This is a genomic window from Streptococcus sp. S5 (assembly GCF_034134805.1).
GTDB classification, from domain to species: Bacteria; Bacillota; Bacilli; order Lactobacillales; family Streptococcaceae; genus Streptococcus; species Streptococcus lingualis.
In genome coordinates this window covers 595,118-608,535 of the sequence record NZ_CP139419.1, presented here as the reverse complement: position 1 = coordinate 608,535, position 13,418 = coordinate 595,118, and the positions used below count along the sequence as shown (strand labels likewise).

The 13,418-nt window shown below is 44.0% G+C and carries 12 protein-coding genes; 2 read left to right on the top strand and 10 right to left on the bottom strand.

Annotation, left to right across the window (positions count from 1 at the left end; translation table 11 throughout):
* Positions 1 to 24: 24 nt before the first annotated feature.
* From SM123_RS02755 to SM123_RS02735, 5 genes are all read right to left on the bottom strand, one after another.
* Positions 25 to 912 carry a glycosyltransferase family 2 protein gene (locus tag SM123_RS02755; RefSeq protein WP_320909784.1) on the bottom strand — a complete coding sequence of 296 codons (888 nt, stop codon included), beginning with the start codon at positions 910 to 912 and terminating at the stop codon, positions 25 to 27.
* Positions 899 to 2,122: a glycosyltransferase gene (locus SM123_RS02750; protein WP_320909783.1), complete on the bottom strand. Its 1,224-nt coding sequence runs from the start codon at positions 2,120 to 2,122 to the stop codon at positions 899 to 901. The genes SM123_RS02755 and SM123_RS02750 overlap by 14 nt, the downstream gene beginning before the upstream one ends.
* A 111-nt stretch (positions 2,123 to 2,233) precedes the next feature.
* A complete protein-coding gene (locus SM123_RS02745) occupies positions 2,234 to 2,812 on the bottom strand; it encodes a cysteine hydrolase family protein (RefSeq protein ID WP_045759798.1) in 579 nt (192 codons plus the stop codon).
* Entirely contained in the window at positions 2,812 to 3,600 is a 789-nt protein-coding gene (codY, locus tag SM123_RS02740) for a GTP-sensing pleiotropic transcriptional regulator CodY (protein ID WP_024054997.1), read from the bottom strand. The genes SM123_RS02745 and codY overlap by 1 nt, the downstream gene beginning before the upstream one ends.
* A 187-nt stretch (positions 3,601 to 3,787) precedes the next feature.
* Entirely contained in the window at positions 3,788 to 5,002 is a 1,215-nt protein-coding gene (locus tag SM123_RS02735; RefSeq protein ID WP_021153766.1) for a pyridoxal phosphate-dependent aminotransferase, read from the bottom strand.
* A 207-nt stretch (positions 5,003 to 5,209) separates the two neighbouring features.
* Between SM123_RS02735 and SM123_RS02730 the strand changes: the two genes are divergently transcribed.
* Entirely contained in the window at positions 5,210 to 5,662 is a 453-nt protein-coding gene (locus SM123_RS02730) for a universal stress protein (protein ID WP_003008541.1), read from the top strand.
* Between the two features lie 455 nt (positions 5,663 to 6,117).
* On the opposite strand, the gene SM123_RS02725 is transcribed toward SM123_RS02730, so the two are convergent.
* Positions 6,118 to 7,518 carry a Cof-type HAD-IIB family hydrolase gene (locus tag SM123_RS02725; RefSeq protein ID WP_320909782.1) on the bottom strand — a complete coding sequence of 467 codons (1,401 nt, stop codon included), beginning with the start codon at positions 7,516 to 7,518 and terminating at the stop codon, positions 6,118 to 6,120.
* Positions 7,519 to 7,580: 62 nt separating this feature from the next.
* On the opposite strand from SM123_RS02725, the gene SM123_RS02720 reads away from it, so the two are divergent.
* On the top strand, positions 7,581 to 8,543 hold the full coding sequence (locus SM123_RS02720) for an asparaginase (protein ID WP_150906471.1): 963 nt from the start codon (positions 7,581 to 7,583) through the stop codon (positions 8,541 to 8,543).
* A gap of 198 nt (positions 8,544 to 8,741) precedes the next feature.
* Here SM123_RS02720 and recG read toward each other — a convergent pair whose 3' ends face one another.
* The 4 genes from recG to SM123_RS02700 all read right to left on the bottom strand — a co-directional run bounded on the left by recG (position 8,742) and on the right by SM123_RS02700 (position 13,397).
* Positions 8,742 to 10,757, bottom strand: a complete 2,016-nt coding sequence (gene recG / locus SM123_RS02715) for an ATP-dependent DNA helicase RecG (RefSeq protein ID WP_320909781.1) — start codon at positions 10,755 to 10,757, stop codon at positions 8,742 to 8,744.
* 60 nt (positions 10,758 to 10,817) lie between these two features.
* On the bottom strand, positions 10,818 to 11,930 hold the full coding sequence (alr, locus tag SM123_RS02710) for an alanine racemase (protein WP_320909780.1): 1,113 nt from the start codon (positions 11,928 to 11,930) through the stop codon (positions 10,818 to 10,820).
* Positions 11,917 to 12,282 carry a holo-ACP synthase gene (gene acpS / locus SM123_RS02705; protein WP_061454959.1) on the bottom strand — a complete coding sequence of 122 codons (366 nt, stop codon included), beginning with the start codon at positions 12,280 to 12,282 and terminating at the stop codon, positions 11,917 to 11,919. Before acpS ends, alr begins: the two co-directional genes overlap by 14 nt.
* An 86-nt stretch (positions 12,283 to 12,368) precedes the next feature.
* Positions 12,369 to 13,397 carry a 3-deoxy-7-phosphoheptulonate synthase gene (locus SM123_RS02700; RefSeq protein ID WP_320909779.1) on the bottom strand — a complete coding sequence of 343 codons (1,029 nt, stop codon included), beginning with the start codon at positions 13,395 to 13,397 and terminating at the stop codon, positions 12,369 to 12,371.
* Positions 13,398 to 13,418: the final 21 nt, after the last annotated feature.

Below are 13,418 nucleotides of genomic sequence, written 5' to 3'. Positions count from 1 at the left end.
TGATCCTTTCTCATCAATAAGGGGTTAGTCCATCGTTTCAATAAAACGGAGGTTGGTCACCACGCGCTCATAGGTTTCTGTCCCTTGCAAGCCTGCTTCCTCTAATTTTTCAAGGGCCCGTTTCAAGCGCGTTTTGTAGATATAGCGATGCCAAGTCAAATCATAGCCCAACATCCCCAGTAGAGCCAACTTCTCCTGCTTAGCTTCCATCTCATCGACGACTCGCTTTTCGGTCCAAACCTGGGACAGAGTATCTGCACGCCCCACGCGATACCAATAAATACATTTCTCCGTATGAACTACTCGATGGGCTTTTAAGAAGAGCTTGTACATCAGGAAGTTGTCTTCAACATTTTTTCCGACTGGAAAACGAAGCCCTTCAAATAAGCTACGCTTATAGAGCTTCATCATGGCACAAGCCCAGGCCATATCTCTGGTCTCCTGGATGGCATCGTGGTCCATGATCTCTCTCCCCTCATAAAGAGTCTCTGAATAATCATCATCCGTTACCTTGATCAAGTATTTGCTACTACTGTCATCATAGAGGTTATAGTTGGCTACGGAAACATCCGCATTATACTTTTGAAGTTGGCGATAGAGCACTTCTACATAGTCCTCCGTCACCCAGTCATCTGGATCAATAAAGGTGAGGTAATCCCCAGTCGCTAGCTCAATCCCTGTATTCCGAGCAGCAGATAAGCCCCCATTTTCTTGGCGAACGTAGCGGATGCGCGCATCCTTCCTAAAAAATTCTTTACAGATCTCTTCTGACTGGTCTGGCGAACCATCATTGACCAATATGATTTCTAAATGTGGGTAAGTCTGATAGATAACCGTTTCCAAACATTGTCTCAAATAAGCTTCTACATTATAGATGGGAATGATGATACTCACTACTTCATTTGTTTCCATGCTTCTTCTCATTTCTCTTTAAATAATCGCGAATCGCTGCCACCATCTCCTGCACCTGATCATCCGCAAATACTTGATTCTCTCCATTCTCCACATGATTGGTTCCTTCAAAAGAGAAAATCGGTAAGCCCAATTGCTGGATCGTTTGCGTCATCTGATCCACCTCATCATAAGGATTGATATCCAAATAGAAATCCAATTTTTCTAAGACCTTTCGACTGGTCAAGGGATCAAAAGAGGGATAAAGAAAGAGGTTGGGGTAGCGTTCCAATTGCACCAAATTAAAACCAAAATGGCTATGGGCAAGGACATGAATCGCTACTTCTGGCAACTCTTTTAACAACGTCTCCAACTCGTGGATATCTGCTGTATGGGTATAAATGGCAGCATGATAAGGAAATTCTCCCACTAGGTCTTGATAGGTTTGCTTCAAAATCGGTTTTCGAAGCAAAATTTCCTCCCAAGAGAGGGCATAGTAAAACCACCATTGTTCCCGAAAACGATTGAAGCGTTTGGAGGTCCAAGGTTTATTATGAGAGGTGTAGTGAATGACCGCTGGAATCCCTTGAAAGGCATCGTACCAGTCTAGATCTCCATAGAGGTATTGATCCTTATCAGACCCCACTTGTAAATTATAGGTCCAAGGTAATGGAAACCACGCATCTTTGAAATACAGATTCAAAATTCCTTGATCTCCATAAACATGCTGATGGTGTTCACGAGTAAGATCAAAAAGCGCCTCTGTCACTTGGTGCTCTTGCCACCAAATCTCATCAATCACCAAAAGTCCAGCATTAAATCCATCTGTCGTCGTTGGCTTATCTACCACTGCACCCAGTCCATAACCTTTTAGATCGACCTCAAACAAAGGCGATAAATCCTGTGTAAAGATCATGTCACAATCCAGATAGAGAATCCGCTCTTCCTCCACCATCTCTGGAATAGCGTAACGGAAATAGGTCGCATAGTGAATATGGTCACTTGGAAGCGAGAAGGATTGGAATTGCTCGGGAGACATCCGACAATTGATCACTTCTGAATCCAACTGGCGCAAGCGTTGATTCATAATAGTAAACCACTCAGTTGGTAGATCTTCATTTAAGACGTAAATTTTCAACTGGTCCTGATGGGCACACAGTGACTTCATAGCGGTTTCCAACTTTTCCATATAAGACAGATTGGCTGAAAACACGACAGCTTTTTTACTCATAACTTCCCCTTTTTTCTTTCATTAGAATACCATTTTCAAGAGAGGAAAACAATTTCTAGGCCCGAAAAAGAGGCCTAGACAAATGTCTATGACCTCTTTCACAATCTTTTCTTATTTAGTATCTAATACAGCTAGTGCGCCGTCTACCAAGCTTGCCCCTAAGACATGCTTGAAATGATTTAAGGCAAACTGGTGATTTTCAGGAGTGAGCGACGCCACTGCAGGTTCCACGACTTCGATCTGGTAGCCGAGATTGTAGGCATCCACCGCTGTATGAAGGACACAGATATCAGTCAAGACCCCAGTTAAAATGACGGTATCTACATGGCGTTCCCGCAGGCGGATATCTAGGTCCGTTCCTGAAAAAGCAGAATAATGACGTTTGTCCATCCAAAAGACGCGTGGATCCGCTTTGTGCTCCCGATAAAAATCTGCTAAAGGGCCGTACAAATCCCGTCCGCTGGTCCCAATGATATTATGAGGTGGGAAGAGCTTGCTTTCAGGATGAAATGGATCCTCTACATCATGCGCATCAATGGCAAAAAAGACATAGGCTCCTTGGTCAAAGGCCAATTGGGTCACCTGAGCAATGGTCTCAGAAATGGCTTGGGCAGGAGCACCTGCCGTAAGCTTACCATCATCTGCTACGAAATCGACAGTGTAGTCAATTGAAATCAAGGCTTTAGTCATTAGTAATCTCTTTTCTTAATTTCCTCAAAGATATCTGGAATCAACACTTTGAGATAGGTTCCCTTCATTCCAAGAGAACGGCTTTCAATAATACCAGCTGACTCCAATTTCCGGAGTGCATTGACAATCACAGAGCGGGTGATACCAATCCGATCTGCAATGATAGAAGCAGTCAACTGTCCCTCATTTCCTTTCAATTCACTAAGGATGGCAGAAACAGCACGCAATTCAGAGTAAGACAAGGTATTAACAGCCATATTCACCGCTGTCCGACGACGAATATTCTTCTCGTCTTCCTCGCGTTGGTAGTTCAACATTTGAATCCCTACCACGGTACTCGCAATCTCAACCAAGATCAAATCATCATCCGCAAACTGTTTATCATTGCGCCAAATGATCAAGGAGCCCAACCGAATCCCAGAAACATGAATAGGCGCAATGGTCGTCAAGCCATCAGGAAATTCAGACTTGGTTTCGACCGGAAAGATACTCAAATCATGGTCCACATCTAAATTAGCTTCTGTATCGTAGACCAAACTAGCTGCCTTGGCATAATCTTCTGGTAATTTTTTATTTTGAAAGAAAGCTTCTACCCGGTCATTGTTGGTCTTGTAACGCATGAAATAACCAAGAAGGGTTCCCTTGCTATTAATGATACAGGCATTACAGTGGATAATATCCGCTAATTGCTGGGCAATATCATTATAAGGCATCTCGAACTGCAACTGTTCATCAGTCCGTTTCAAGATGGATGTAATTTTACGTGTCTTTTCTAATAAGTTTGCCATAATAAACCTCGCATATAGTCAGCTCAAGTATATCATATAAGTGTGGGAATTTCAATCAAATTATCTGAAAATTATTTATTTTTTCTACAATTATGCGCAATTCAGAAAAATATCGTTTCGATGACATGGATTTTATAAAATGAATCAAAAAAAGATTGAAGACTTTCCTCTTCAATCCTTTATCTAATTAACGTTTGTATTGCTTCAAGAAACGAGTCATTTTTTCTTGAATTTGAGCTAACTCATCGACACGTGGAAGGTAAACGATCCGGAAGTGATCTGGATCTTTCCAGTTAAATCCGCGGCCATGAACCAAGAGAATTTTTTCTTGCTTCAAGAACTCTAAAACAAATTGCTCGTCATCATCCACGCGGTACATGTCCCGATCAATCTTAGGGAAGATATAGAGACCAGCCTTTGGCTTAACAGCTGAGAGGCCTGGAATATCATTGATGGCCTTGTAGATAAAATTGCGTTGTTCATAGATTCGACCACCTGGAAGCAAGAGTTCATCCACGGATTGGTAGCCTCCCAGAGAGGTTTGCACAACATGTTGAGACAAAACATTTGAACAAAGACGCATATTGGACAACATATTCAAGCCTTCGATATAGCCCTTCACATGATGCTTGGGACCAGATAGAACCATCCAACCAACACGGAAACCGGCAATCCGGTGAGATTTTGACAAGCCATTCATACTCACACAGAAGAGATCAGGCGCTAAGCTTGCGATAGCCGTGTGTTTTTCCCCATCCATGACCAAACGATCGTAAATTTCATCCGCAAAGATGATCAAGTTATTTTGACGAGCGATCTCTACAATCTCAAGCAGGATCTCATCTGGATAGAGGGCACCTGTTGGGTTATTCGGGTTGATGACAACAATAGCCTTAGTGTTTGAAGTGATTTTCGACTTGATATCCTCGATATCTGGGTACCAGTTCGCTTCTTCATCACAAAGATAGTGAACCGCATTCCCACCAGCTAGGCTGACGGCTGCTGTCCAAAGAGGATAGTCCGGCATGGGAACCAAGACCTCATCCCCATTGTCGAGCAGTCCTTGCATGGACATGACGATCAGCTCACTCACTCCATTCCCAAGGTAAATATCATCAATATCCACATTTGGAATTTTTTTCAACTGGCAGTACTGCATGATGGCCTTGCGGGCTGAAAAAATCCCTTTTGAATCTGAATAACCTTCACTATCACGCGCATTCATGATCAAATCATGGATAACTTCATCTGGAGCTGTAAAGCCAAATTCAGCAGGATTCCCTGTATTCAAACGTAGAATTTTTTCTCCATTTGCTCGCATGCGCATGGCTTCTTCCAAGACTGGACCACGAATATCGTAAGCGACATGTTCGAGTTTGCTTGATTTATTATATTCCTTCATATTCTGCCTCGATTCACGAAATTATCTCTATTATACCACTAGTTGAAATAGAGTACAAACCGAGGACTTTAAAAATTCTGCAAAAATATACCAGAAAAGTGAGACTTTACCTTTACATTCTAGCTTAAAAGGAATAAAATATAAGTGTATGAAGAATAGAAGAACTTCTGTTCTATCCATGTTTTCAAGCTATAAGGAGGTAGGGTTATGTCTCAAAAATACGAAAACATCATGGTCGCTGTCGACGGTTCTCATGAAGCAGAATTAGCCTTTGAAAAAGGGGTTAATGTTTCTCTTCGCAACGGCTCTAAATTGACAATTGCCCACGTCATCGATACCCGTGCCCTTCAAAGCGTCTCAACTTTTGATGCTGAGGTCTACGAAGAATTGCAAGAAGAAGCCAACGAATTGCTCAAGGGCTACAAGGAACGTGCTGAAAAAGTCGGCGTTCAAAATGTTGTGACTGTTGTAGAAATGGGAAATCCAAAAGTCCTCTTAGCCAATGATATCCCAAGTAAAGAAGGGGTTGACCTTATTATGGTCGGGGCTACCGGACTCAATGCCTTCGAACGGTTAATGGTCGGATCCTCCTCAGAATATATCCTTCGCCACGCCAAAGTAGACTTACTAGTGGTACGTGATAAGGATAAAACCATGTAAGAAAGAAAAAGTTTGGAACCTTTGTTCCAAACTTTTTGAATGTAGACAAACTATTGTTTTACATAAAACAGCTAGATGATTTTCAAAAAATGACTTTTATTTTTTGAAGATTAAAAACTTTCCGCCGTGAGAAAAGTGCTAGAAAGGCTATTGTTTCTAGCACTCGGGAGTTTTGAGACCTTAGGCTCAAAACTAAGTCATGGAACTTCGTAGAAGTTCGCTGACGTCCGTACTCACCTAAGGAAAGTTTTTCAGAAGACTTTATCTTCAATCTGAAGAGGCTGGGACAAAAGTCCTAGCCTCTCAATTATTTTTGGATTGTCGAGCAAGACGCAGTGGTTGAGTGGGCTCTACTACGCTGATTTCATCAGCTTTTACAGCCCTACTCAACTGTGCGGAGGTGGGACGACGAAATCGAATTCTAACGAATTACCGATTTCTGTCCCACTCTCTTTTTAGTTGTCTTTTTTTGCTTCTTTTTGTTTTGCATGTTTTTCGTAGGCCTTGAGCTGGCGATCGAGTTCTTTTTTGATAGCTGGTTCCGGGGCGTATTTTTCTTCCCAATCATCTGGCTTCAGAATTTTGTGGGTTACTGGATCAAAGTGCGCCTTTCCATCTGGGAAAATCTTGCCCATATTGGCCCGGTGAACAATCTCAAAGACCTCTTCAGGATCGACTCCCATTAGTACAAAGCTACCATAAGTCAGATAGAGGGTATCAATCAAGGCATCAACCTGCCCTACCATGGAGATCTCAGCTGGATGCTTGCTCCGAACCTTATCTGCAGCCTTATCCAAGGCTTGGTGAAGAGCTGCTACCGAGCGGTCAAATTCTTCCTCACTTGTGCTAGCTGCTCGGACAAATTCTACCAACTCCTCTTGCTTGAACATGGTTCGATAAAGGGCGTCTTGAGGTTGCCAAACAACTGGTTTCTCCTGGGTTTCTCCATCCATCACACCATGGAAGGTTTTGACCTTATTGAAGTGATCATCCTTAGAAAGAAAGAGTTCTTTCTCTGAGAGAATACCAAAGTGTTGCAGGGCCTTTTGGATGCCATCCTTGCCATTACTAGTCGTGGTATGCTTGGCAATTGCCTTGACACTGGTCGTTCCATTTCCCATCGCAATAGACAAGCCAACACCTGACAGCATCTCTAAGTCATTATCCGAATCTCCAAAAGCCATCACTTCATCGATGTCAAAGCCAAATTCCTGACCAACGATGCGGATCCCTTCTAGTTTGGAAATGCCTGGGTTGAGGACGTCTGCTGCAAAAGGACTAGACCGTGTGAATTTCAGATCCGGAAACTCTTTTTCAATTTTTGCAGTCTCCTCTGGACTCGATAAGATCAACACTTGGTAGATTGGTTCTTGCGCTAGTGCATAGAGGGTATCCTGATCTTGTGGGACGACCTTGCTGACCACTTTGTTAAATCCTCGACTGACGGTACGGGCCATTTTGCGGGGCACAAAGCGACTGGACCAGGTTGAAATAGGACTCATCCCAAAACTCATGATCCGAGAACCAAATACCCCATCCTTGGTACCGAGAGCAATTTCCTTACGGTGTTCTCGAGCATAGTCAATTAGTTGGTGCAGACTCTTTTTATCGATTGGGCTGGTATACAACACGCGCTCCTTGGTCAAAATATACTGACCATTATAGGTCACAGCAAAATCAAAGCCATAGCGTTCCATAAACGGTTTGACAAAGGCCGGTCCCCGCCCTGTCGCAAGGCCTACATAGATCCCTTCTTCCTTTAAAGACTGAATGGCTTTTTCTGTTGATTTTAGAACCGCTCGACTATCATTAACCAGGGTTCCATCGATATCAAAAAAGACTGCTTTTATTTCCATGTCTACTGTTTCTTTCTTTTTATGATAAAATAAATTATATCACATATTCCAAGGAGCTTCACATGTTTAAGAAAATTTTAGCACTACATACCGGAGGGACCATTTCGATGGCAGCAGATGACTCTGGAGCAGTGATTACCAATGAAGTCAATCCCATGACCCAAGTCACTTCACCAATTGAAGGGATTGCAGTCACCTCAGAGGACTTCTTCAACCTTCCCAGCCCTCAAATGACCCCCCGTCACATGTTAGCTCTATATCAAAAAATCAAAGAGGAAGCTCACAACTATGATGGCATCGTTATTACCCACGGGACAGATACGCTGGAAGAAACGGCTTATTTCTTGGATACCATGGAGTTACCAGAGATCGCTGTGGTCATTACAGGAGCTATGCGAAGCTCCAACGAGCTCGGAAGCGATGGCGTCTATAATTTTCTGACAGCCCTTCGAGTGGCTGCCGATCCAAAAGCACGCGATAAAGGGGTCTTAGTCGTCATGAACGATGAAATTCATGCGGCTAAGTACGTCACCAAAACTCATACCACCAATGTCAGTACCTTTCAGACACCAACCCACGGTCCACTAGGTTTGGTCATGAAAAAGGAAATCCTCTTCTTTAAAACAGCCGAGCCAAGGGTGCGCTTTGATCTCGATACCATCGATGGTTTCGTTCCGATCATTGCTACCTACGCAGGGATGAAATCCGATCTGCTGGACATGCTGGATCTTTCAAAGCTGGATGGTCTCATTATCGAAGCCTTTGGAGCTGGAAACATCCCTAAAGAAACGGCACATAAACTCCAAGAGCTTATAGATGCAGGCCTTCCAATCGCTTTAGTATCCCGCTGCTTCAACGGGATCGCAGAACCAGTTTACGCGTATGAAGGCGGTGGCGTCCAACTCCATCAAGCCGGTGTCTTTTTCATCAAAGAATTAAATGCCCCCAAAGCTCGCATCAAACTTCTCATCGCCCTCAATGCCGGCCTAAAAGGACAAGAACTCAAAGACTATATCGAAGGGTAAAATAAGATACAAAGGGCGTAGCGGATACAGTCAAAATAGGGAATACGACGAAGAATCCAAAAGATTCTAGGAGGATTCATCTTTTTGACACAATCCGCAGCCCGTGTTCAATTAATAAGATACAAAGCCCGTAAAATGCCATCTTAAAGGGAGTAGAGTGGAATCCAAAGAATTTCCACTCTACTCCCTTTTTATGCTCTAATCTAAATGTTCTTTCTTTTCTAAATGAAGTGAGAGCAAATGCCAATCGGGGTGTTCGCGCCAATCTGGCGTGGCTACGATCTGGCTGGCAACTTTCCTTGCTTCTTCCAGAATGGGATAATCTTCTACCAAATCCGCCACTTGAAATTCTGGGATCCCAGATTGGCGGGTTCCAAAGATTTCACCTGAACCCCGCATTTTCAAATCTTCTTCCGCCAGCACAAAGCCATTGGTCGTCTCTGTCATGATTTTCATGCGCTGCTTGCCACTATCTGTCTTAGGATTGGCTACTAGAATAGCATAGGATTGCTTGTTTCCCCGCCCAACCCGACCTCGAAGCTGGTGAAGTTGGCTAAGACCAAACCGATCTGCATCCATAATGACCATAACGGTCGCATTGGGCACATTGACTCCTACTTCAATAACGGTCGTAGACACCAAAACATCGACTTGGTGCTCTTTAAAGGCCTGCATGATGGCATCTTTTTCTTCACTTTTCATCTTCCCATGAAGAAGAGAAACACGTGCCCGCTGACCAAAGAAGGCCTCTAACTCCGCTTGTAGAGCAAGGGCGTTTTTCAAATCTAGCGCCTCTGACTCCTCAATCAATGGAGAAATAAAGTAAGCCTGAGAACCCTTGCCAAGTTCTTTGACTAACCAGTCGAGGACCACTTCTAACTGCTCATGCTTGACCCAACGTGTGATGATTTCCTTTCGTCCCGCAGGCATCTGGTCAATGATGGACACATCCATATCTCCAAAAGCCGTGATGGCCAAGGTTCGGGGAATAGGGGTAGCCGTCATCATCAGGACGTCTGGATTTTGTCCTTTTTCTCGAAGAATACGGCGCTGGGAAACCCCAAAGCGGTGTTGCTCATCAATAATGACCAAGCCTAGATCTTGGTAGTGAACTCCCTCTTGAATCAAGGCATGTGTCCCCACAATCAGTTGAGCTTTCCCTGAGGCGATCTCTTCTAAGACTTCTCGTTTCTCAGCTGCCTTTAATCCTCCTGTTAGAAGGGCAATTGGCAAGTCTGGAAAAAGATTTTGCAAGCTTTCCTTGTGCTGCTCTGCCAAAATCTCCGTTGGCACCATCAAGGCAGCTTGCTTCCCAGCGCTTAAGGCTGCATACATGGCAAGACCGGCCACGACTGTCTTCCCGCTTCCCACATCCCCTTGAAGCAAGCGGTTCATATGATAAGGAGAAGCCATATCTGTCAAGATTTCATTCAAGCTGTTTTCTTGAGCTTGCGTTAGCTCAAAAGGAAGCTGTTTTTTTCGTTCTGCTAATTTTTCTGGATCCCAGTCCAAGGAAATCCCTTGGCTGGCATCGTGGTTTTCTTCTTTTAGCACTTGGAGTTGCAGCTGGAAAAAGAGGAGCTCTTCAAATTTTACCCGGCGAAGAGCTTGCTTGTACTCTGCTAGATCCTTAGGAAAATGCATAGCTTGCACTGCTTGGGAACGAGACATGAGTTGATAACGATCTCGTAAGATTTGGGGTACGTTCTCTTCTAAAAGCTGGTCTAAGCCCTGATCGAACGCTATTTTGATCAATTTCACCAGGCTGTTTTGGCTCACTCCTTGTGTCACCCGATAGACCGGCTGCAAATCATCTTCCACTTGAGCCAGGAGCTTCATTCCTGTCAAACTGCCTTTGGCCTTGTCCCATTTTCCAAAAATAGCCACTGTCTGCTGGACCTCGATTTTGTCTGCTAGATAGGGTTGGTTGAAAAAATTAACCGCAATGACTTGGTCTCCCTGTTTGATGGAAAAACGCAAGCGATTTCGTTTGTAGCCATAATATTGGACATTGGCTGGTGTTGCTACCACCCCAGAGATGACAGCTTTTTCCCCATCTTCCAACTCTAAAACATTGCGCGTTTTGAAGTCTTCATAGCGAAAGGGGAAATACAAGAGCAGATCTTCTAAGGTTTCAATCCCTAACTTTTTAAATTTTTCCGCCGATTTTGGACCGACTCCAGGCAGTACGGATAAGGGTTGGTGTAGATTCATTTCTCCTCCTTTCTTTTATAAAAAAGCAGGTCCATCCGGGAAAATCCCACCTGCTTCTTCTTATTCTTCACCTGTATAGTCACGAGGAATCCGATCACTCAAGAGACAGACTACTTCGTAATTAATGGTCCCACGGTAGTCCGCAACTTCTGTCGCCGTGATTTCTTTCTCGCCCTCTCGTCCAATCAGGGTAACTCTAGTCCCCAAAGGCAATTCTTCGGGAAGGCGAACCGTTATCTGGTCCATCGAAACGCGACCAACAATGGGACAAAAGTCACCCTTGATCAGCACATGGAAATTTTGCATCTCTCGGATCCAACCATCCGCATAGCCAATAGGAATCGTCCCAATCCATTGGGGGTCTTCCGTCGTATAGGTTGCCCCGTAGCCAATATCTTGACCAGCTTCTAACTGTTTCACATGAACTAATTCGCTCACCAAACTCAAAGCTGGCTTGATTTCATAAGGCAAGGCTAACACAGATCCGCTCGGATTCAAGCCATACATGACATCTCCCAAGCGCACAGCCGTGAAAATTGTATCCGCATGCCACAAAGAGGTGGCAGAATTACTTGCATGGACAATGGGAGGAAGGGTTTCAAGAGTAGCCAATACTTCTTTGAAAAAGTGGTATTGCGCTTGAAATTTTCGATCATCTGCTTCATCTGCTGTCGCAAAATGAGTAAAGATCCCTTCAATTTCAGCTCCAGCTGCCAAGAGGAGGCGTTCAGCCTCTTTGATCTCTTCGATCCTTCGGAATCCAATCCGTCCCATTCCTGAATCCACCTTGATATGGACCTTCAATCCTGAAAGATCTGCTTCTTGTCCAAGCAATTGATCCAACCAAGCAAGACTAGCCACCGTTAAGCGGATGTCATGCTCTTTGGCTAGATTCACTGTTTCACTTGGCACAACTCCCAAAATCAAAATAGGGTGTTGCAAGCCTTCTTCACGGATTTCGAGAGCTTCATCCATATTGGATACACAAAAGCCATCAACCTGAGGTGCCAATTTTTTGGTTACTGCAGCGAGCCCATGACCATAGGCGTTGGCCTTGACGACTGCATATTTCAAAGCTTGACTCGGAATATGCTCACTGACTTGTTGCACATTAAAGGCAATGGCATCCAAATCGACTCTTGCAACAGTTGGTCTATGTTTACTTGCTTTCATTTTCTTCCTCCAAAATGACACTGGTCGACACTAGGTCTCCCTTGTGACTGATCGAAATCCATACCTTCCCAGAAAAAGGAGACTTGGAAAAATAGGGAGCTCCCTGGGCATCATTTAAAATTTCTAAATCTTGAAAACCAACTGGTCCAATCCCTGTTCCCATTGCCTTTGAAAAGGCTTCTTTGGCGGACCATCGGCCCGTTAAATATTCCATTTTCCGTTTTCCAGACAATTCCTCAAAGCGCTCTCTCTCAGCCTCGGTTAAGACTTTTTCAGCGAATCGAGTATTCTTCTGATAGGCTTTTTCAATCGCAGCGATCGATTCGATATCGATGCCATGTCCTTTGATCATCTTGTTTTATCCTTATTTATCGTTTCAGTATTGTTTTACTGACAAAAGAGAAGGGGCTAAAGAATCACTCCTTCCGCCCCTGCCTTTTACTTATTCATCGTTGCAATTTCTTTAACCAAGGCCTGTGTTTTTTCCCAACCCAGGCAAGGGTCTGTGATGGATTGACCATAAACCACTGGTTCATTTTGACGACCATCTTCTAGATAGGATTCAATCATGAAACCACGAACTAAAGTTGCCAAATCCTTATTCCAAGCACGGTTCATCATGGTTTCTCTCACGATGCGTACTTGCTCTTCGAATTGTTTGCCAGAGTTATCATGGTTGGTATCCACCAGGATGAAGGGATGTTGCAAGCCCATTTCGCTATAGCGTTTTGCTGCCGCAAGCAAATCTTCATAATGGTAGTTTGGAATATTCTTACCACTTGAATCCAATCCTCCACGAAGGATCGCATGAGCTAAAGGATTTCCTGATGTTTCCACTGCTTGGTCATTGAACAAAAAGTTTTGGGGATGTTGGGCTGCATAAATCGCATTGAACATGACTGAAAGATTTCCAGAGGTTGGATTCTTCATGCCTGTCGGAGCAGAGATCCCACTAGATACAAAGCGGTGCTCCTGGTCTTCAACTGAACGCGCTCCAATGGCATGATAAGAAATCAAATCCTCAACATACGGAAGACTTGCTGGATAAAGCAACTCATCCGCAGTTGTCAAACCAGTTTCTGTAATCACACGGTAGTGGAGATGTCGAACCGCTTTCAAACCGTCCACAAAGCTTGGTGCTGCATGTGTATCTGGTTGGTGCATCAAGCCTTTATAGCCATCCCCATTGGTCCGAGGTTTAGCCGTATAGACCCGCATCACAATGAAAATCTGATCTTTCACTTGCTCTTGCAAGTCTGCCAAACGACGGGCATAGTCCATCACAGCTTCTTCATTATCAGAAGAGCAAGGTCCGATCACAAGAAGGATCCGTTGGTCTTCTCCTTTGATAATAGCTTCCAATTCTCGATCACGCGCTTCTTTGCGCTCCAAGGCTGGACCTTCCAAGCGGTAAAGCGAAGTGATCTCTTGCTCATCAATCTTATTGCTCTTCGTAATGAATACCATACGGCCTCCTTATGCTACCTA